Consider the following 18,962-nt stretch of genomic DNA (forward strand, 5'->3'; position numbering starts at 1 on the left):
ACGGGCCCCGCTCGTTCGTCATCCCGTGAGATGAACAAGACGATCAGGCACGCCTCGGTCTTCGCACTGCTGCTCGTGCTCGCCCTGCTCCTACGGGCGACATGGGTGCAGTTCCACGACGCGAAGGCGCTGGCGGACGACAAGCACAACCGGCGGAACGTGATCGAGCAGTACGCGAACCCGCTGGGCGACATCATCGTGGGCGGTGAGGCCGTCACCGGCTCCGCGCGGACCAAGGGAGGCGACCTCGCCTACAAGCGCACGTACAAGGACGGCGAGCTCTACTCCCCCGTCACGGGCTACAGCTCGCAGGTGTACGGCGCCACACAACTGGAGGGCATCTACAAGGACCTCCTCGACGGCACCGACAACCGCCTGAAGAACCCGCTCGACACGGTCACGAACAAGCGCGCCGACCCCGGCGACGTGGTGACGACCATCGACCCCGCGGTGCAGAAGGCGGGGTACGAGGCGCTGGGCGACAAGAAGGGCGCGGCGGTCGCCATCGACCCGGAGACCGGCCGCATCCTCGGCATGGTCTCCACGCCGTCGTACGACCCGTCGCGGATCAGCGGCTCCACGGACTCCGCGGCGTGGCGTGAGCTGACGGCGGACGAGGAGAAGCCGATGGTGAACCGCGCGCTGCGCCAGCCGCTGCCGCCCGGTTCGACGTTCAAGCTGGTCGTCGCGGCGGCGGCCCTGGAGGACGGCCTGTACTCCTCGGTCGACGCGGCGACGGAGAGCCCGAACCCGTACACGCTGCCGGGCACGGCGACGGTCCTGCGCAACGAGAACCAGGCGGCGCCCTGCGAGGACGCGGACATCCGCACGGCCCTGCGGTACTCCTGCAACAACGTCTTCGCGAAGATGGCCGTCGACCTCGGCCAGGACAAGGTGAAGGCGATGGCGGAGAAGCTGGGCTTCAACGCGGAGAAGCTGGACGTCCCGGTGCGCGCGGGCAAGAGCGTGTACCCCTCGGACATGGACAAGGCCCAGACGGGCCTGTCCGGCATCGGCCAGTTCGACGTCACGGCGACGCCGCTCCAGATGGCGATGGTCTCGGCGGCCATCGCCAACGGCGGCGAACTGGCCGCTCCGCACATGGTTTCGCGGATCACCGACTCGGGCGGCGACGTCCTGGAGACGTACGACGACGGCGACGGTCGGCGGGTGATGAGCGAGGGCACGGCGGAGGGCCTGGAATCGGCGATGGAGACGGTCGTCGAGGAGGGCACCGGATCGAACGCGCAGATCGCGGGCGCGAAGGTCGGCGGCAAGACGGGCACGGCCCAGCACGGCGAGCGGAACAGCAAGACGCCGTACGCCTGGTTCACGTCGTACGCGAAGAGCGGTGACGGCGGTGGCGAAGGCAAGGAGGTCGCGGTAGCCGTGATGATCGAATCGTCGAACGCGGCCCGCGACGAGGTGAGCGGCAACGGCCTGGCCGCCCCGATCGCCAAGGCGATGATGCGGGCCGCCCTGGAGTCCTAGGGCGTGTTGCGAAAGTGGCGTCGTCCGCCCGGAGGGCGGGTCCGGCGGCGCCCGGTGCGTGCGATCGCACGACGGAGGGTCGCCCCGGTACTGGTGGTATCGGGGTGATCCCGACAACGCCGCGAGTGTGCGTGCCAGACGCCGCCGGACAGACGGGACTTTCGCAACACGCCCCAGGACCGGGCGGGACGCGGACACATCCCGGTGGCACGCCGTACCGCCCGGCGCGTCACCGGGACGTCTCCTGCACGCGCCCCTACGACCGCCGGGCCCGCCGTCTCCGGTACGCCCCTCGCGTCCGGCGGGCCGCCGCCCTCAGCCGCCCGCCGTCCACCGCGGGTCGCGGCCGCTCAGCCCGATCACCTGGTCGAGCAGGGGCGCGTCCCGCGGTACCGGTACCGGTGGCCCGAAGAGGCCGCCCTCCGCTTCGTCGCCGTCGGCGGGGGTGAGGAGCGCCCGCGCGCCCTCCAGGCTCGCCTCGTCGGGCGCGTACTCCTGGCCGGTGGCGCGCGCCAGGTCCCAGCCGTGCACGACCAGTTCGTCGAGGACGACGAGGCCCGCGACCTCGCCCGGCAGGTCGACGCCGCCCGCGCGCGTCATGCCCTGCCGGGCCGCCGGGTCGCGCCACGCCTCGACGAGGGCGTCCAGGGCCTCCGGCAGCTCGCCGCGCCAGCCGGGGCCGATGTCGGGCACGACGCTGCCGGGGTCCCGGTCGAGGACGGGCCGGAAGTCCTTCCGCGCGGCCAGCTCGAAGGCGCGGGAGAGGCCGATCAGGTGCCCGAGCAGGTTGCGTACGGCGAATTCGGGGCACGGCGTGGGCGCCGCGAGCCGGTCGTCGCCGACGCGTTCGGCCACGCGCGCCACGAGCCGGGCCTGCGGGCCGAGGTCGAAGGTGTCGTCGGTCATGGTGCCTCCAGGGTCCACATGTCACGTGCCGCGCGCCTTCTGAGGCGGCGGACTCGGTACGTCTCCCCGGTAGACCCGCCCCGGGCCGGCAACTCATCGCCGGCCCCTAGGGAATCCGCCCGATCCCGCCGCCGGTTCCTTAGAACCACCATCACCAGGCATGGCATCGACGACGATCGGGCGTGTCCTGCGGGACCGCAACGCGGGGCTCTACCTGGGCGCGGTGCTGGTCTCCGGCTTCGGGAGCACCGCGCTCGGGCTGGTCTCCGGCATCTGGGTCAAGGAGCTGACCGGCTCCGACGGCCTGGCCGCGCTCTGCCAACTCGCCCTCTGGACGCCCACCCTCCTCGGCCCGCTGCTCGGCACGCTCGCCGACCGCACGCGCCGCAGGCCGCTGCTCGTGACCGTCTGCCTCGCGCTCGCCGCGCTGCTCCCGGCCCTGTTCGCCGTCGACGGCGCGGGACGGCTGTGGATACTCTTCGCGGTGCTCCTCGTCCACGGGGCGTGCGGCGTCGTCACTGACGCGGCGGAGGCGGCCCTCGCCCCGGCGGCCGTCGGCAAGGAGCTGCTCGGCGACTTCAACGGCCTGCGGATGGCGGCCAACGAGGGCATGAAGCTGGTGGCGCCCCTCGCGGGCGCGGGCCTCTTCGCCGCGTACGGCGGGGCCGGGGTGGCGCTCCTCGACGCCGCGGCGTTCGCGCTCGCCGCGGGGATGTACGCGCTGCTGCGGGTCCGCGAGCCCGCGCCGGCCCCCCGGCGCACGTCGGTCCGGGCGAGGACCGCCGAGGGGGCGCGGTACCTGTGGGGGAACGCGCGGCTGCGGCCCCTCGTCTTGGCGGGCGGCCTGACCATGCTGACGTCGGGGGTGAGCGGCGCCGCCGTCCACACGATCGTGGAAGGGCTCCACCACGCGCCCGCGTACACGGGCGTCCTGTACGTCGTGCAGGGCGCGGGGTCCGTCGCGGTGGGCGTGGCGTCGGGTGCCCTGCTGCGGCGCCTCGGCGGGCGGCGGTTCTCCGCCGGGGGCATCGCGCTGACCGGCGCGGGTCTGGTGTTCAGCGCGCTGCCGAGCGACGCGGCGGTCCTCGCGGGCAGTCTCGCGAACGGCGTCGGGCTGCCCTGCGTGCTGATCGCGGGGCTCACGGCCGTGCAGCGCGAGACCCCTGACGCGCTCGTCGGCCGGGCGGCGGCGACCGCGGGCACGCTGATGTTCGCGCCGACCGCGCTCGGCATCGCGGCGGGGGCGGCGCTGGTGGAGAGCGTGGACCTCCGCGTGCTCCTTCCGCTGCTCGCGGGGGCGCGGCTGCTGATCGCCGCGCCCCTGCTGCGCCCGGCCCCGGGCGCTACTCCACGCCGGCCCACCGCTTGATCGTCGCGATGGCCCGCGACTGCTGCGGCTCGGGCAGCTTGGCGATGGACGCCCCGTGGTTGGCGCCCGGCACCTCGTAGAGGTGGGAGTCGTGGCGGCTGGGGGTGAAGCGCTCGGCGCTCCAGGGGTCGTTCTGTCCGTAGACGAACATCATGCGCCGGCCGTGCTTCTTCACCCACCGGTCCACGTCGGCCATGGTCCTGTTGTCGTACGTGCCGCGCATGGCCTCGGGCAGCACCGAGTTGGGCTGGTAGACGTCCGGGTGGCGGCGGACGTCCTTGAGGTGGCTGAACCGCAGGTCGGCCCAGCCGAGCTGGGTCGCGGCCTGGCGGTAGTACGGTCCGGAGCCGTTGGTGCCCAGCTCCTGGTCGCGGTAGACGCTGAAGCCGTGCTTCTTCGACCAGTCGTACAGCTCGTCGTCGGTGGCCTTCCCGGCGTCCGGCACGGTCGGGCAGTCGGCGGCGGTGCCGCTCTGCCAGAAGTTCCACACCTGGTCGAGCACCGCGAACTCGTAGGCGCGGCCGGTGGTGCCGAGGGTCTGGTCGAAGGTGCTGCCCTCGGCCTTCGCCTCCCTCTCGAACCTGGGGAGGAGGGTGTCGCGGCGTACGAGCATCTCGCGCTGCACGGCGTTCAGGGCGTCCCGGCACTCCTGGGTGCCGACCGTCCTGAAGAAGCGCTCGTAGCCGCTGTCGTCGCGGTTGTCCGCGTCGTTGGGCGCGACGAAGGCCACGACCGCGTCGAGGTCGCCGGGGTGGAAGCGCTCGTGGTAGGTGGCCGTCATGCCGCCCTTGCTCGTGCCGGTGCCCAGCCACTTGCCCTTCTCGATGGTGCGCAGGGCCCGGGTCAGGCGGTGCTCGTCGGCGGCCTCCTGCTGGACGGTCATCTTGGACCAGTCGTCGCCCGCGGCGCCCTGGGGCCGGGACTCGGCGAAGTAGCGGTGCTCGACGCTGACCTGGTTGGCGTCGATCAGTCTGGTCAGGGAGGCGGTGCCGCCGGCGAGGGTGTAGCCGCCGGTGTAGAGGACGGTCGGCCTGGCCGTGGACTTGTGCCAGAGGGTGGCGCGCTGGGTGAAGGTGGCGCCGTGGGGCCTGCGGTGGTCGACGGGCTGCCGGTACGTCAGCGAGTAGAGGGGGTGGCCCTCCCGTTCCGCGACGGAGACGACCTTCATGCCGGGCAGCTTTTCGAGTCTGGCCCTGATGTCGGCCGTCGTGTCCTTCGCCGTACCGGCCCCCGTGTCCGCCGCCCGCGCCGCCGTCGTGGCGTGCGCGGTGGCGGGCGACACGCCGCCGAGCACGGCGGCGCCCGCCATCAGTCCGGCGCAGGCCAGCGCGGATATCCCCTTGTTGCGCACCTTGTCTCCCTTGTCCCCTGGTCGTACTGGAGCGACGGTCGTGGTGCGCGGATCGTATCCGCGATCACTCCAGGCGCGACAGGGCCTTCGCGACCAGCGCCAGGTCGCCGTCCGAGGCCAGTCCCGCGTGGTAGAGGCGGAGTTCGGTGGCTCCGTGCCCGGCCGCCCGCGCCGCGTCGTCGGCGAGGCGGGCGGGGCTGCCTCCCATGCCGGCGACGACGGGGAAGTTGGCGGCGAGCACGCCCCCGCCGTGGCCCCTGAAGGGCGTGAGCAGCTCCGGTCCGCCCCCGCAGGGCACGACCACGCCGTCCGCCACCCCGAGGATGTGCTCCGGGTCGACGCCCGCGTTCGCCCCGCAGTGGTACGGGACGGGGTCGGCGTGCAGCAGGACCTGGAAGTCCGGCGGGGCCGCCGCGCGGACCGCGTCGACCGCCGCCTCCTGGAGCGTGCGGGCCGCCCCGTCGCGCCACGCGCGCGTGGCCGCCGCCCGGTCCGCGCCGAGGAGCTTCTCGACCCCGGCCCAGCCCGGGTCCTCGCCGCCGCCCCGCCAGACGGGCTCCATGGCGTCCCGCACGGCCGCCGCCAGGGCGTCCGGATCGAGGCCGGCTCCCCCGTACCCCGCGCGGCAGGAGCCGCAGAAGCACAGGGACATCAGGTACTGGCCCGCCTCGCCGAGTCCGACGCCCGCGGTCTTGTCGTGGGCGTGCGGATGCGCGAGGCCGTACCAGCCGCACGACTCCAGCTCGGTGCCGCGTGCGCCGGGGCGTACGGCGGCCTCGGCGGCGAGGTCGACGAGGTAGGCGCGCGTGGCCTCCTGCGCGATGCAGGGCGCCCAGGGGTAGCGGTCGCCGTAGGCGTTGACGACGGAGGTGTCCGGGTGGTCGTCGCCGAGGCGGGAGCTGTGGGCGAGGACCACCCAGCTGTGCACGTCGATTCCGGCGGCGGCCAGGGCCTCGGCGGCCTGTCCGTAGGCGTCGCCGGGCGCCCACTCCCCGGCCGCGTACGGCCGCGGGGCGCGCCCCCGCCACCGCTCGCCCGGCGGGTACAGCACGGCGGCGTGCGCGGCCGTGACGACGCGGTGGCGGGGGTGGCGCGGGGTCAGGGCGCGGGTGGAGTGGTAGGCGGCGGCGAGGGTGACCTGCCGGATGCCGAGGCCGGTGAGGCGGCCGGGGGCGTCGGGGTCGCCGACGACGTCCCAGGGGTAGAGGAACGCGGCGGCCTTCACGCGTCACCCCGCCGCGTCTCCCCGGCGTCCTGGCCCGGCAGCCGGGCGAGCAGCGCCCGGCCGTGCTCGACGAGTTCGGCGAGGCGCTTGACGTGTTCGGCGGCGGGTTCGTCCAGCGGCGGGCGCACGCCGCCGACGTCGAGGCCGCTGAGCCGCACGCCCGCCTTGACGAGGGAGACGGCGTAGCCGCGGCCGAGGGACCGCAGGTCGACGAAGGGCCGGTAAAAGCCGTCGACGAGGCGGTTGACGGTGGCGTCGCCCGCCGCGGTGCCGGCGCCCAGCGCCCGGTGGAAGGCGAGGGCGATGTCGGGGGCGAAGCAGAACACGGCCGACGAGTAGAGACTGACGCCGATGCCACGGTAGGCGAGGGCGGTCAGTTCGGCGGTCGGCAGGCCGTTGAAGTACAGGAAGTCGCCCGGCGCCTCGCTGCGGACGGCGCTGACCGTGCGCTGCATCAGGTCCATGTCGCCGAGGCCGTCCTTGAAGCCGATGACGCCCTCGGCGCGGGCGAGCGCGACGACCGTCTCCGGGGTGAGGACGGCGTTGTCGCGCTGGTAGACGATGACGTCGAGCGAGGTGGCCGCGGCCAGTTGGGTGTAGTGCCGGACCAGCCCCTCCTGTCCGGCGACCACGAGGTAGGGCGGCATGGCGAGCAGCCCGTCGGCGCCCGCCTCCTCGGCCAGGCGCGCGAACCGCACGGCGAGGGCGGTGCCGTACCCGGCGCCCGCGACGACCGGCACGCGGCCCGCCGTCTCCTCGACGGCGGCGGCGACGCAGTCGCGGAACTCCTCGGGGGTCAGGGCGTGGAACTCGCCCGTGCCGCAGCAGGCGAAGACGGCCGCCGCGCCCGCGTCGACGCCCGCGCGGACGTGGGCGCGGAAGGTCTCCAGGTCGATGGCGCCGTCGGGTCCGTAGGCGGTGACCGGGAAGAACAACGGCCCACTGGGAACGCGGAGGCGGGAAGCGAGAGGGGCTGGCGTCACGGGCTCTCCCTAAGCGTGCACGTTTCTGATTGATGTCCATATCTCTGAACGCGACCACGCTAAGGCGCCCTCTCGTCCCTGGTCAAGCGGATCTCCCGCGCGCACGGGCGCGGATTTCCGGTGTGCGCGCGACACTTGACGCGGCTGCGGCCAGATCCCTAGCGTGTTCATGGCTGTCCACGGTTGTGAATTCTGTACGTGGATGCGCACGAATCGGTGCGCGGACGAGTACGCCCCGGAGCCACGCCCCCGCCCCCGCCGCCCGCGCACGGCCGTACGAGGAGACCCCGCATGCCCGCTTCCCGCACCGTCCTGCTGACCGGCGCCGCCGGGGGCCTCGGCACCCTGATGCGCGGGCTGCTGCCGGCCCACGGCCACGACCTGCGCCTGCTCGACGTGCGCGGCATCGAGGGCGAGCCCGACGCGATCACCGCCGACCTGGCCGACCGGGACGCGCTGCGCGAGGCCGTGCGCGGCGTCGACGCGGTCCTCCACTTCGCGGGCATCTCCCTGGAGTCCACCTTCGACAAGATCCTCCGGGCGAACATCGAGGGGACGTACAACCTCTACGAGGCGGCCCGCGAAGAGGGCGTGCGGCGCATCGTCTTCGCCTCCTCCAACCACGCCGTGGGCTTCACGCCGCGCCCCCGGGGGGACGACCCGCTCATCCCGCTCGGCACCCCGCGCCGCCCGGACACCTTCTACGGCCTCTCCAAGTCCTTCGGCGAGGACCTCGCCCAGCTCTACTGGGACAAGCACGGCATCGAGACGGTCTCGGTCCGCATCGGCTCCTGCTTCCCCGAGCCGACGAGCGTGCGGATGCTGTCGGTCTGGATGAGCCCGGACGACGGCGCGCGCCTCTTCCACGCGGCCCTCACCGCCGAGGACGTCGGACACACCGTCGTCTACGGCTCCTCCGCCAACACCCGCCTGTGGTGGGACCTCTCCTCCGCCCGCGCGCTCGGCTACGAACCCCGGGACGACTCCGAGCGGTACGCGGAGAAGCTCGTCGCCGAACAGGGCGAACTCGACCCCGGCAACCCCGATCACGCCCATCTCGGCGGCCACTTCTGCACCAACCCGCCGGTCTGGCCGTACTGACACGGAGACGGCCGGGGAACGCCCGCGCCCGTACGGGCGGCAACCGGGCACCCCGGCCCCCCGAGGCGGGCACGAACGGCGCCCGTACCCCAGGCCAACGCCGCGTGATGCGGGCACATACGGGCAGCATCGTGCCCGGATGGCACCTTCACTCGTCCGTGCGGGCACGGTAGAACGTTCCCCAAGGGCCCGAACGGGCAGAGCGAGACCCAGGGGAAGCAGGTGGCGCCGATGACCGCGGAGGAGCGTCAGCGGCGGATCGTCAACGCGGCCCGGGCCTCCGGTTCCGTCGACGTGACGGAACTCGCCGCCCGGCTCGGCGTCGCGAAGGAGACCGTCCGCCGCGACCTGCGCGCCCTGGAGGACCACGGCCTGGTCCGCCGCACCCACGGCGGCGCCTATCCCGTGGAGAGCGCAGGGTTCGAGACCACCCTCGCCTTCCGCACGACCATGCACGTCCCCGAGAAGCGGCGCATCGCCGCCGCCGCGGCCGAGCTGCTCGGGGACGCCGAGACCGTCTTCGTGGACGAGGGCTTCACCCCCCAGCTCATCGCCGAGGCCCTGCCCCAGGTGGCGGGCGGGCGCCCGCTGACCGTGGTCACCGCCTCCCTGGCCACGGCGGGCGTCCTCGCCGAGGCCGAGAACATCACCGTGCTGCTGCTCGGCGGCCGGGTCAGGCCGGGCACCCTCGCCACCGTCGACCACTGGACGACGCGCATGCTGGCCGGCTTCGTCATCGACCTGGCCTACATCGGCGCCAACGGCATCTCCCGCGAGCACGGCCTGACGACGCCCGACCCCGCCGTGAGCGAGGTGAAGGCGCAGGCCATGAGGGCGTCCAGGCGCACCGTCTTCCCGGGCGTGCACACCAAGTTCGGGGCGACGAGCTTCTGCCGGTTCGCCGGCATCGGCGAACTGGAGACGATCGTCACCAGCACCCGCCTGCCCGCCTCCGAAGCCCACCGCTACTCCCTCCTCGGACCGCAGGTCCTGCGCGTCTGACGGCCGCTCACCCCCTCCCCCGCTCCACCCCGTACGGCCGCCCCGGGTCCCCGCACGCCCCGACGCGCCCCGATCACCCCGATATGACCCCTCTACGTCCAGGAGCACTCATGCGAACCCGGAGCCGACGGAGGCCGCGCGCGCTCGCCGCTGCCGCCGCAGGGACGCTGCTCGCCCCACTGCTCACCGGCTGCTGGGCCGGCGCCGGCGGGACCGGTTCAGGCGACTCCCTCAACGTCCTGATGGTGAACAACCCGCAGATGGTGGAGTTGCGCAAGCTCACCGCCGCCCACTTCACGAAGGAGACGGGCATCAAGGTGAACTTCACCGTCCTGCCCGAGAACGACGTCCGCGACAAGATCAGCCAGGACTTCGCCAACCAGGCGGGCCAGTACGACATCGCCACCCTCAGCAACTACGAGATACCCATCTACGCCAAGAACGGCTGGCTCCACGAGGTCGGTTCCTACGCGCGCAAGGACACCGCGTACGACGAGAAGGACATCCTGCCGCCGATGCGCCAGTCCCTCACCGGAGAGGACGGCAAGCTCTACGGGCAGCCCTTCTACGGCGAGTCGTCCTTCCTGATGTACCGCAAGGACGTCTTCGAGAAGGCCGGCCTGACGATGCCGGAGCACCCCACCTGGCAGCAGGTCGCCGGCCTCGCCGCGAAGGTGGACGGCGCGGAGAAGGGGATGAAGGGCATCTGCCTGCGCGGCCTGCCCGGCTGGGGCGAGGTGATGGCGCCCCTGACCACCGTCGTGAACACCTTCGGCGGCACCTGGTTCGACAAGGACTGGAACGCCCGCCTCGACTCCCCCGAGTTCGAGAAGGCGACCCGGTTCTACGTGGACCTCGTGCGCGAGCACGGCGAGTCCGGCGCCGCCCAGTCCGGGTACGCCGAGTGCCTGAACAACCTCACCCAGGGCAAGACCGCCATGTGGTACGACGCGACGGCCGCCGCCGGCTCGCTCGAATCCGCCAAGTCCCCGGTCAAGGGCAAGATCGGCTACGTCTCCGCCCCGGTGGCGAGGACGGAGAACTCCGGCTGGCTCTACACCTGGGCCTGGGGCATGCAGAAGGCCTCCCGCAACCCCGACAAGGCGTGGGAGTTCATCTCCTGGGCCTCGGGCAAGGAGTACGAGCGGCTCGTCGGCGAGAAGATCGGCTGGTCGAACGTCCCCGCGGGCAAGCGCGCCTCGACCTACGCCAACCCCGCCTACCGCAAGGAGGCCGCCGCCTTCCAGGACGTCACCCGCGCCGCCATCGAGGGAGCGAGGCCCCGTGACCCCGGCGTACAGCCGCGGCCCGCGCCCGGCATCCAGTTCGTCGGCATCCCCGAGTTCACCGACCTCGGCACCAAGGTCTCCCAGGAGATCAGCGCCGCCATCGCGGGACGCCAGTCCGTCGCCTCGGCCCTGGACAAGGCACAGGACCTCGCCGAGAAGATCTCCGAGGAGTACGAGGGACGATGACCGCCACCGCGAGCACCACCACCGTGCGGCACACGCGCGTGCCCGCCGCGAAGACACCCCCGTCGGGCCGGCTGCGCGCCTGGGCCACCAGGGCGCCCCTGCTCCCCGCCCTCATCTTCATGATCGCCGTGACCCAGCTGCCCTTCGTGGCGACCCTGGTGATCTCCTTCTTCGACTGGAACGCCCTCTACCCCGACGCCCGCAGCTTCGCCGGGTTCGAGAACTACACCGAGGTCCTCACCGACCCCGACCTGCGCAAGTCGGTGCTGACCACGATCCTGCTCACCGCGTCCGTCGTCCTCGCGAGCCTGGTCATCGGCCTCGGCCTCGCCCTGCTCCTGGACCGGAGCTTCCCGGGGCGCGGGCTCGTCCGTACGCTGCTCATCGCGCCGTTCCTGCTGGTGCCCGTGGCCGCCGCGCTGCTGTGGAAGCACGTGCTCTACAACCCCGAGTACGGCCTCTTCAACGGCCTGCTGCACTGGGTGGGCGGGGACTCGGCAGCACAGCCCGACTGGATCTCCGACACCCCGCTGCTCGCCATCGAGGCCTCCCTGGTGTGGCAGTGGACGCCCTTCATGATGCTGATCATCCTCGCCGGGCTGCAGAGCCGTGACAGCGAGCTGATCGAGGCGGCCCGCATGGACGGCGCGGGCGACTGGCAGGTCTTCCGCCATCTGACGCTGCCGCACCTGCGCCGCTACCTGGAACTGGGCGCGCTCCTCGGCTCGATCTACATCGTGCAGAACTTCGACGCCGTCTTCACCATCACCTCGGGCGGTCTCGGCACCGCCAATCTGCCCTACACCGTCTACCAGAGCTTCTACCAGGCGCACGAGAACGGCCTGGCCTCCGCCGCCGGTGTGCTCGTCGTCATCGGCTCGCTGATCATCGCGACCTTCGCCCTGCGGGTCGTCTCGTCCCTGTTCCGTGAGGAGGCGTCCCGCTGATGGCCGCATCCACCGACACGGCGAAAGCCGTGAAGACCCGTCCACGCGCGCGTGGGTCCCTGGTCGGCCTCGCCGCCTGGCTCGCCGGCATCCTGTTCTTCCTGCCCATCGCCTGGATGGCGCTGACCTCCTTCCACTCGGAGGAGGACGCCGCCACCAACCCGCCCTCGCTCGCCGCCTCGCTCACCCTGGACGGCTACCGCGAATTCTTCGGGTCGGGCGGCGGCGCGAGCCCCTGGCCCTCGCTCATCAACTCCACGGTGGCCTCGCTCGCCTCGACGCTGCTCGTGCTCGTGCTCGCCCTGCCCGCCGCGTACGCCCTGTCGATCAGGCCCGTGAAGAAGTGGACGGACGTCCTGTTCTTCTTCCTCTCCACCAAGATGCTGCCGGTCGTGGCGGGGCTCCTGCCGATCTACCTGTTCGCCAAGAACACCGCCCTCCTCGACAACATCTGGCTGCTCGTCATCCTCTACACCTCGATGAACCTGCCGATCGCGGTGTGGATGATGCAGTCCTTCCTCGCCGAGGTGCCGAAGGCCGTCATCGAGGCCGCGCAGATCGACGGGGCGCGGCTGCCCACCATCCTCGCGCGCGTGGTGGCGCCCATCGCACTGCCCGGCATCGCCGCGACCTCACTGATCTGCTTCATCTTCAGCTGGAACGAACTGCTGTTCGCACGGGTGCTGACGGGCGTCGTCGCCCAGACCGCGCCCGTCTTCCTCACCGGCTTCATCACCAGCCAGGGCCTGTTCCTGGCGAAGGTGTGCGCCGCGTCGCTCGTCATCTCCCTGCCGGTGCTCGCCGCGGGGTTCGCCGCCCAGGACAAGCTGGTCCAGGGCCTTTCGTTGGGAGCCGTGAAATGAAGGCCGCGATCGTCGAGTCGGTGGGCAAGGTCGTCGTCGGCGAGGTGCCCGACCCGACGCCCGGCCCCCGCGAGGTCGTCGTGGAGGTCGCCGCGTGCGGCCTCTGCGGCACCGACCTGCACATCCGCCAGGGCGAGTTCGCCCCGACCCTGCCCGTGGTGCCCGGCCACGAGTTCGCGGGCACCGTCGTCGCCCTCGGCGGCGAGGTGCGCGCGCTCGCCGTCGGCGACCGCGTCGCGGTGGACCCCTCGCTGCACTGCCACGAGTGCCGCTTCTGCCGCGTGGGGCGCGGCAACATGTGCGAACGCTGGGCCGCGATCGGGGTCACCACGGCGGGCGGCGCCGCCCAGTACGCCAAGGCGCCCGCCGCCAACTGCGTGCGCCTGCCCGACCACGTGCGCACCCAGGACGCCGCCCTCATCGAGCCGCTGTCGTGCGCGGTGCGCGGCTACGACGTGCTGCGCTCGCGGCTCGCCTCGCACGTGCTGATCTACGGCTCGGGCACGATGGGCCTGATGATGCTGGAACTGGCCAAGCGGACCGGCGCGGCCCGCGTCGACGTGGTCGACCTCAACCCCGAGCGCCTCGCGACGGCGCGGCGGCTCGGCGTCTCGGCGTCGGCGGCCGGGGCCGACGAGCTCGACCGGCCCGAGGGCTGGGACGTGGTGATCGACGCGACGGGCAACGCGGCCGCCATCCAGGACGGCCTGGGCCGGGTCGCGAAGGCGGGCACGTTCCTCCAGTTCGGTGTCGCGGACTACGCCACGCGCGTGGAGATCGACCCGTACCGCATCTACAACCAGGAGATCACCATCACCGGGTCGATGGCGGTCCTGCACAGCTACGAGCGGGCGGCCGAGCTGTTCGCGGCGGGCGTCCTCGACCCGGAGGTGTTCATCAGCGACCGGGTGCCGCTCGACGACTACCCCCGGGCGCTGGACCAGTTCGCCTCCGGGGTCGGGCGGAAGATCGTCGTCGTGCCGTAAACCGGTACCGGCGCGGCATGGCCGGGTCATACGCTTCCGGCCATGCCGCGACCCCATGGATTCAGCTACGCCCTGCGCCCCGACGGGAGCGTCACGATCACCCACGGCGAGCGCGCCGCGGGGACGCTGCGCGGCGCCCGCGCCGAACGGTTCCTCGCCGAGGTCGAGGGCGAGGACCCGCAGCTCGTGATGGCCCGCTGGACGGGCGACTACAAGCGCGGCAACGAAGGGACCGCGCGGAACCACCCGCGCAACCGCCGCTGAGCCCCCGCGGCGCCGCCGAACGGGCGGAATCCGGCGGTGCCGAAAAACCCGGCGCGGGTAAGGGAACGGTAAAGCGGGGTCATTCGTTACCCCTGGCATGACAGCTATGACCCCCGGCTCGAACATCCCTCTGACCGCCGCCCGCGTGGCGGTGGACGTCGCCGCCCCGGTGCGGCTCGACGTATCGGGCCTGCTGCTCACCGCCGACGGCAAGGTGCGCTCCGACGACGACTTCATCTTCTTCAACCAGCCCTCGGGCCCCGGCGTGACCTACCAGTCGGGCGGCGGCTCCACACCCGACAAGATCACCGTGGACACGGCGGCCGTGCCGCCCGGCATCGAGAAGATCGTCGTGACCGCGAGCCCGGACGCGGCGGGCCAGACCTTCCAGGGCATCGAGCCCACCGCCACCATCCGCGACGCGGACAACGGCTCCGTGCTCGCCACGTTCACCCCGCCGCAGCTCGGCGCGGAGACGGCCCTGGTGATCGTGGAGGTCTACCTCCGCAACGGCGCGTGGAAGGCCCGCGCCGTCGGCCAGGGGTACTCCAACGGCCTCGCGGGCATCGCGACGGACTTCGGCGTCTCGGTCGAGGAGCCCGCGCCCGCCGCCGCGCCGGCGCCCACCCCCGCTCCGGCGCCCGCCGCGGCCCCGATGGCCCCGCCCCCGCCGGCCGCCGCGCCGGCCGCGCCCGCGCCGGGCGCCGGGAAGATCAACCTCGACAAGGGGCGGGTCAGCCTCCAGAAGAACCAGACGGTGTCCCTGGTCAAGGGCGGCAGGCCGCTGCTCTCGCAGGTCAAGATGGGCCTGGGCTGGGAGCCCGCGTTCCGCGGCAAGGACATCGACCTCGACGCCTCCGTCATCGCGTACGGCCCGCAGCGCAACCACGTCGACAGCTGCTACTTCGGCAAGCTGTCGATCGTGAACGGCGCGATCAAGCACTCCGGCGACAACCTCACGGGCGAGGGCGGCGGTGACGACGAGGTGATCGTCGTGGACCTCGGCCGTCTCCCGCAGGACGTCACGGGCCTGGTCTTCACGGTGAACTCGTTCTCGGGCCAGAAGTTCACCGAGGTCGCCAAGGCGTACTGCCGCCTGATCGACGCGGCCTCCGGCGAGGAGCTGGTCCGCTTCGACCTGACCAACGCCGAGGCGCAGACCGGCGTCATGATGGCGAAGCTGATCAAGCAGTTCAGCGGCGAGTGGGAGATGACCGCGATGGGGCAGTTCGTGAAGTCGCGCACGGTCCGCGGCATGGTGAAGCCCGCGGCGCAGGCGCTCTGAGCGAGCGGGCGAAAGGGGCGGCGGGCCGCGATGCGCGGCCCGCCGCCCCTATCGGCGTGTCAGGAGTGATGTCGGCCGATCAGAGCTTGGCCAGCTTGGGATAGGGGCTCAGGAACCGTCCCTGGCGGCCTGCGAAGTCGATGACGACCGCTTCCTCCCCCTCGACACCGACGATCCTCCCGAGGCCGTACTGGTCGTGGGAGACGCGGTCTCCCACGGCGAACTGCTCTACGGGTGGGGCGGGCGGGGCGGGCACGTTGAAGGGACTGTTCGGCAGGTGGCGGCGCGAGCCGGCGGGCCTCGTCATGTTCGCAGTATGCGCCCACGGACACCCGCCGCACCATGCTGCGACCTCACACCGCCCTCACATCGGTATGGAACAGACACACAAACCGCAGCCGGAACGCCACGCCCAGCCGTATCGAATTTCACCCCAAAGGGGGACCGGCGTGGACGTTCCGACCGAGGGTGTCGACGTGCCGCGACCGCCGCGTCACGCAGGGTCAACCGGCGTCGGACCGTCGGGTTTCCGCCGCTTCAGCGCCGCTGCCGCTTCCACGGACCCGTGATGGCCAGCAGGATGCCGGGGGTCTGGATGCAGGCGTAGAGCGTCCTGCCGTCGGGCGAGAACGTGACGCCCGTGAACTCGCTGTACGACGGGTCGTCCTCGGTCCCCGCGTTGAGTTCGTTGCGCGCGATCGGGTACGTGCGCCCGTGCTCCGTCGCGCCGAAGAGGTGCTGGACGCCGTCGCCGTCCTCGGCGATGACCAGGCCACCGTACGGCGAGACGGTGATGTTGTCGGGGCCGTCGAAGGCACCGTCCTCGTCCGGGTCGGGGTTCACGCCGAGCAGCACCTTCAGGGTGAGGGTGCGGCGCCCGGGGTGGTAGAACCACACCTGTCCGTCGTGCTGGACGGGGCTCTCGCCGCGGGCGAAGGAGGCGACGATGTAGACACCGCCGTCGCCCCACCACATGCCTTCGAGCTTGCGGGCGCGCGTGACGTCACCGTCGTCGAACTGCTCGCGCACGGGCACGGTCCGCGCGTCGCGGTCCGGCACCTCCACCCAGTCCACGCCGTACACCGTGCCGGTCCTCGTGGCGCGCGAGAGGTCGTCGACGAAACGGCCGCCGGAGTCGTAGCACTTGGGTGCCTTCAGGACACCCGCGTCGTCGGCGAGGCCGCGCAGCCTGCCCCTGCCGTGCTCGAAGCCGTGCGGCGGCGTCCAGCGGTAGAACAGGCCGTTCGGACCGGAGGCGTCCTCGGTGAGGTAGGCGTGGCCGCGCTTCGGGTCGATGACGACGGCCTCGTGGGCGTAGCGGCCGAAGGCCTTGATCGGCTTGGGGTGGCGTCCGGCGCGCACGTCCTGCGGGTCGACCTCGAAGACGTAGCCGTGGTCCTTGGTCATGCCGTTCTGGCCGGCCTTGTCCTCGGTCTCCTCGCAGGTCAGCCAGGTGCCCCAGGGCGTGGAGCCGCCCGCGCAGTTCGTGGCGGTGCCCGCGATGCCCACCCACTCGGCCACGCGGCCGTCTCGCCGGACCTCGACGACCGTGCAGCCGCCGGCCGCCGCCGGGTCGTAGACGAGCCCCTCGGCGAGCGGGACGGGGTGCTTCCACTTGGTACGGGGGCCGCCGAGCTCGTGGTTGTTGACGAGGTAGGTGGTGCCGCGCGGGCCGCGGAAGGCGGCCGTGCCGTCGTGGTGGGACGGCGTGAACTCACCGCTCTCCAGCTTGGTGCGCCCGCTGTACGTGAGCACGCGGTACGAGAACCCGGCGGGCAGGGCGAGCAGCCCCTCGGGGTCGGGGACGAGCGGGCCGTAGCCGGGGCCGCGGTGCCCATGGCCGCGGGCGCCGTCCGCCCCGTCCTCGCCCGCGGCGCCGGCCTCCTCGGTCTCGGAGGCGGCGAGCGCGCCGGGCGCGGTGGCCAGCGCGCCCACGCTGCCGGCCAGGGCGACCCCCGCTCCGGTGATCGCGGAGCGTCTGGCGAAATCCCTGCGGGTGAGCGACATGGTTACTCCTCGGGGCAGGCGCGAAGCGCGAGGGGCCTGGCTGCTTTCGGCGAAACGGTCGCGCCCGCTCCTGAACGGCGGTTGAACGGCACACGACGGCCGAACACATCCTTCCGTGAACCTGGGCGGGGCCAACAATCGACGCGGCAGACCTTGACCCGCGCAGTCCCTGGCAATAGACAGCACGTACGTGCAACCGCAGCACCCACGCGGGGAGGCGGGCCGAGTGGACGCACATCAGGCGCGCAGCCTCCATGAGGGCCGGCTCATGCGGCTGGCCAATGTCACCGGCGTCGGCACAGGACGGGACGAGCACTCGGGCCAGGACGTGATCGTCGTCTTTGTCACCCACCGGGTGCCCTGTGAGCGGCTCCGCGACGAAGACGTGGTTCCGGACGTGCTGGAAGGCGTCCCCGTACGCGTGCTCGCCATCGGCGAAGTCGACGCGCAGAGCGGCGGGACGTAGCGGGAGCGGCGCCGCGGCGCGCCCCCGGGACCCTCACCCTGCATCCATGGTGAAGAGGTGGTCTGGCGTGGAGAGCCAGCCCGAACTGATGCGAGGACCCACCGGCGGTCAGCTGAGCGACAGCTCCCGTCAGCAGGCGGTCTCCGACTTCCTGCGGCCCCAGCAGCCGCTCGCCAACGTCGTCGGCTTCGGCCACGGTGTGAAGTGGACGGGCGGCAGGCCCACCGGCGAACCAGCCGTCCTGGTCTTCGTGACCCAGAAGGTCCCGGACTCCATGCTGCCCGAGCGGGACGTCGTGCCGGGCGTGATGGACGACGGCACCCCGACCGACGTCGTCGCGGTCGGCCACATCGCGGCTCAGCGGCGGCAGAGCAGGCCGGGCGGCCGCAGGGCCGAGGACCGCGCCCCGGTGGCGTACGGTCCCGACGGCAGCGTCAGCGAGCAGCTCGCGGCGCTCGGGCAGCCGCAGCTGGAGGACCTCGCGGGGCTCGGCGCGTTCGAACCGCAGCTCCTCAAGCGCCGGATGCGCCCCTGCCCGTCCGGCTTCTCGGTCGGCAACGTCCGGGTGACCGCGGGCACCCTCGGCAGCGTGGTCTACGACTTCCTGCCCGGCGCGTCCGTCGATCCGCCGGCCTCCGGACTCGGCGTCCCGGCGAAGTTCTACATCCTCTCCAACAACCACGTGCTGGCCGACTCCAACCGGGCACAGCTCGGCAGCGCGATCGTGCAGCCCGGCGTCTTCGACGGCGGCCAGGACCCGGCGGACCGCATCGCCACCCTGGAGCGGTTCATCACCATCCAGTTCGCCCCGCAGATCCCGCTGGAGCGGCACAACAACGTCGTCGACGCGGCGCTCGGCGCGGTCGACTTCCAGGACGCGACGCGCGAGCAGTACTTCAGCGGTGCGCCGCGCGCCTGGCGGCGCAAGGCGAACGTGGCCGTCGGCGACCTGGTGAAGAAGACCGGGCGTACGACGAACATCAGCTTCGGCCGGATCATGGCGGTCGACGCGACCATCGACGTCAACTACGGCACGGCGGGCACGGCCCGCTTCAAGGACCAGATCCTGACGACGAACATCTCCGCGGGCGGCGACTCCGGTTCGCTGGTCGCCTCGCAGGACGACGTCGCGGTGGGCCTGCTCTTCGCCGGTTCGTCGACCGTGACCGTGGCCAACCACATCGAGAACGTCCGCGCGCTGCTGCGCGTGGAGATCGCCGAGCTGCTGGCCTGACGGTCAG

18 protein-coding genes are annotated in these 18,962 nt (G+C 72.4%); 12 read left to right on the forward strand and 6 right to left on the reverse strand.

Translation table 11 applies throughout. The features are described from left to right. Positions 1-30: 30 nt before the first annotated feature. Complete coding sequence (locus tag AB0I16_RS00245) at positions 31-1,491, forward strand: penicillin-binding transpeptidase domain-containing protein (RefSeq protein WP_363247018.1); 1,461 nt, start codon at positions 31-33, stop codon at positions 1,489-1,491. A 315-nt stretch (positions 1,492-1,806) separates the two neighbouring features. Here the strand turns inward: AB0I16_RS00245 and AB0I16_RS00250 are convergent, their stop codons facing one another. After that, positions 1,807-2,397, reverse strand: coding sequence for a TIGR03086 family metal-binding protein (locus AB0I16_RS00250; protein WP_363247019.1), 591 nt, complete (start codon positions 2,395-2,397; stop codon positions 1,807-1,809). A gap of 160 nt (positions 2,398-2,557) precedes the next feature. Between AB0I16_RS00250 and AB0I16_RS00255 the strand changes: the two genes are divergently transcribed. Then, positions 2,558-3,766, forward strand: coding sequence for an MFS transporter (locus tag AB0I16_RS00255; RefSeq protein WP_363247020.1), 1,209 nt, complete (start codon positions 2,558-2,560; stop codon positions 3,764-3,766). Here AB0I16_RS00255 and AB0I16_RS00260 read toward each other — a convergent pair. From AB0I16_RS00260 to AB0I16_RS00270, 3 genes are all read right to left on the reverse strand, one after another. Beyond that, a complete protein-coding gene (locus AB0I16_RS00260; protein ID WP_363247021.1) occupies positions 3,741-5,117 on the reverse strand; it encodes a S28 family serine protease in 1,377 nt (458 codons plus the stop codon). The genes AB0I16_RS00255 and AB0I16_RS00260 overlap by 26 nt on opposite strands. Before the next feature lie 64 nt (positions 5,118-5,181). Next, positions 5,182-6,342: a hypothetical protein gene (locus AB0I16_RS00265; RefSeq protein WP_363247022.1), complete on the reverse strand. Its 1,161-nt coding sequence runs from the start codon at positions 6,340-6,342 to the stop codon at positions 5,182-5,184. Beyond that, positions 6,339-7,325, reverse strand: coding sequence for a 5-dehydro-4-deoxyglucarate dehydratase (locus tag AB0I16_RS00270; RefSeq protein WP_363247023.1), 987 nt, complete (start codon positions 7,323-7,325; stop codon positions 6,339-6,341). The genes AB0I16_RS00265 and AB0I16_RS00270 overlap by 4 nt, the downstream gene beginning before the upstream one ends. Positions 7,326-7,616: 291 nt before the next feature. Between AB0I16_RS00270 and AB0I16_RS00275 the strand changes: the two genes are divergently transcribed. The 8 genes from AB0I16_RS00275 to AB0I16_RS00310 all read left to right on the forward strand — a co-directional run bounded on the left by AB0I16_RS00275 (position 7,617) and on the right by AB0I16_RS00310 (position 15,248). Beyond that, positions 7,617-8,426, forward strand: coding sequence for an NAD(P)-dependent oxidoreductase (locus tag AB0I16_RS00275; protein ID WP_363247024.1), 810 nt, complete (start codon positions 7,617-7,619; stop codon positions 8,424-8,426). A 231-nt stretch (positions 8,427-8,657) separates the two neighbouring features. Continuing rightward, positions 8,658-9,428, forward strand: a complete 771-nt coding sequence (locus AB0I16_RS00280) for a DeoR/GlpR family DNA-binding transcription regulator (protein ID WP_363247025.1) — start codon at positions 8,658-8,660, stop codon at positions 9,426-9,428. Between the two features lie 110 nt (positions 9,429-9,538). Continuing rightward, positions 9,539-10,903, forward strand: coding sequence for a sugar ABC transporter substrate-binding protein (locus AB0I16_RS00285; RefSeq protein WP_363247026.1), 1,365 nt, complete (start codon positions 9,539-9,541; stop codon positions 10,901-10,903). Continuing rightward, positions 10,900-11,850 (forward strand): sugar ABC transporter permease, encoded by a 951-nt coding sequence (locus AB0I16_RS00290; RefSeq protein ID WP_363247027.1) that lies wholly within the window; start codon positions 10,900-10,902, stop codon positions 11,848-11,850. The genes AB0I16_RS00285 and AB0I16_RS00290 overlap by 4 nt, the downstream gene beginning before the upstream one ends. Further along, complete coding sequence (locus AB0I16_RS00295) at positions 11,850-12,713, forward strand: carbohydrate ABC transporter permease (RefSeq protein WP_363247028.1); 864 nt, start codon at positions 11,850-11,852, stop codon at positions 12,711-12,713. The genes AB0I16_RS00290 and AB0I16_RS00295 overlap by 1 nt, the downstream gene beginning before the upstream one ends. Continuing rightward, complete coding sequence (locus AB0I16_RS00300; RefSeq protein ID WP_363247029.1) at positions 12,710-13,699, forward strand: zinc-dependent alcohol dehydrogenase family protein; 990 nt, start codon at positions 12,710-12,712, stop codon at positions 13,697-13,699. The genes AB0I16_RS00295 and AB0I16_RS00300 overlap by 4 nt, the downstream gene beginning before the upstream one ends. Before the next feature lie 42 nt (positions 13,700-13,741). Next, the gene (locus tag AB0I16_RS00305) at positions 13,742-13,963 is read left to right on the forward strand and encodes a hypothetical protein (protein ID WP_363247030.1); all 222 of its coding nucleotides are present in this window, start codon (positions 13,742-13,744) and stop codon (positions 13,961-13,963) included. Between the two features lie 106 nt (positions 13,964-14,069). Beyond that, entirely contained in the window at positions 14,070-15,248 is a 1,179-nt protein-coding gene (locus AB0I16_RS00310; protein ID WP_363247298.1) for a TerD family protein, read from the forward strand. Between the two features lie 79 nt (positions 15,249-15,327). Here AB0I16_RS00310 and AB0I16_RS00315 read toward each other — a convergent pair whose 3' ends face one another. Both AB0I16_RS00315 and AB0I16_RS00320 read right to left on the reverse strand, forming a co-directional pair. Beyond that, positions 15,328-15,555, reverse strand: a complete 228-nt coding sequence (locus AB0I16_RS00315; protein ID WP_062771760.1) for a CarD family transcriptional regulator — start codon at positions 15,553-15,555, stop codon at positions 15,328-15,330. Positions 15,556-15,785: 230 nt separating this feature from the next. After that, positions 15,786-17,255: an alkaline phosphatase PhoX gene (locus tag AB0I16_RS00320; RefSeq protein WP_363247031.1), complete on the reverse strand. Its 1,470-nt coding sequence runs from the start codon at positions 17,253-17,255 to the stop codon at positions 15,786-15,788. Between the two features lie 226 nt (positions 17,256-17,481). On the opposite strand from AB0I16_RS00320, the gene AB0I16_RS00325 reads away from it, so the two are divergent. Both AB0I16_RS00325 and AB0I16_RS00330 read left to right on the forward strand, forming a co-directional pair. Next, complete coding sequence (locus AB0I16_RS00325) at positions 17,482-17,721, forward strand: hypothetical protein (RefSeq protein ID WP_363247032.1); 240 nt, start codon at positions 17,482-17,484, stop codon at positions 17,719-17,721. Positions 17,722-17,788: 67 nt separating this feature from the next. Continuing rightward, positions 17,789-18,955, forward strand: coding sequence for a hypothetical protein (locus AB0I16_RS00330; protein ID WP_363247033.1), 1,167 nt, complete (start codon positions 17,789-17,791; stop codon positions 18,953-18,955). Positions 18,956-18,962 lie beyond the last annotated feature (7 nt).

The sequence above is a fragment of the Streptomyces sp. NPDC050703 genome (assembly GCF_040654435.1).
GTDB lineage: Bacteria > Actinomycetota > Actinomycetes > Streptomycetales > Streptomycetaceae > Streptomyces.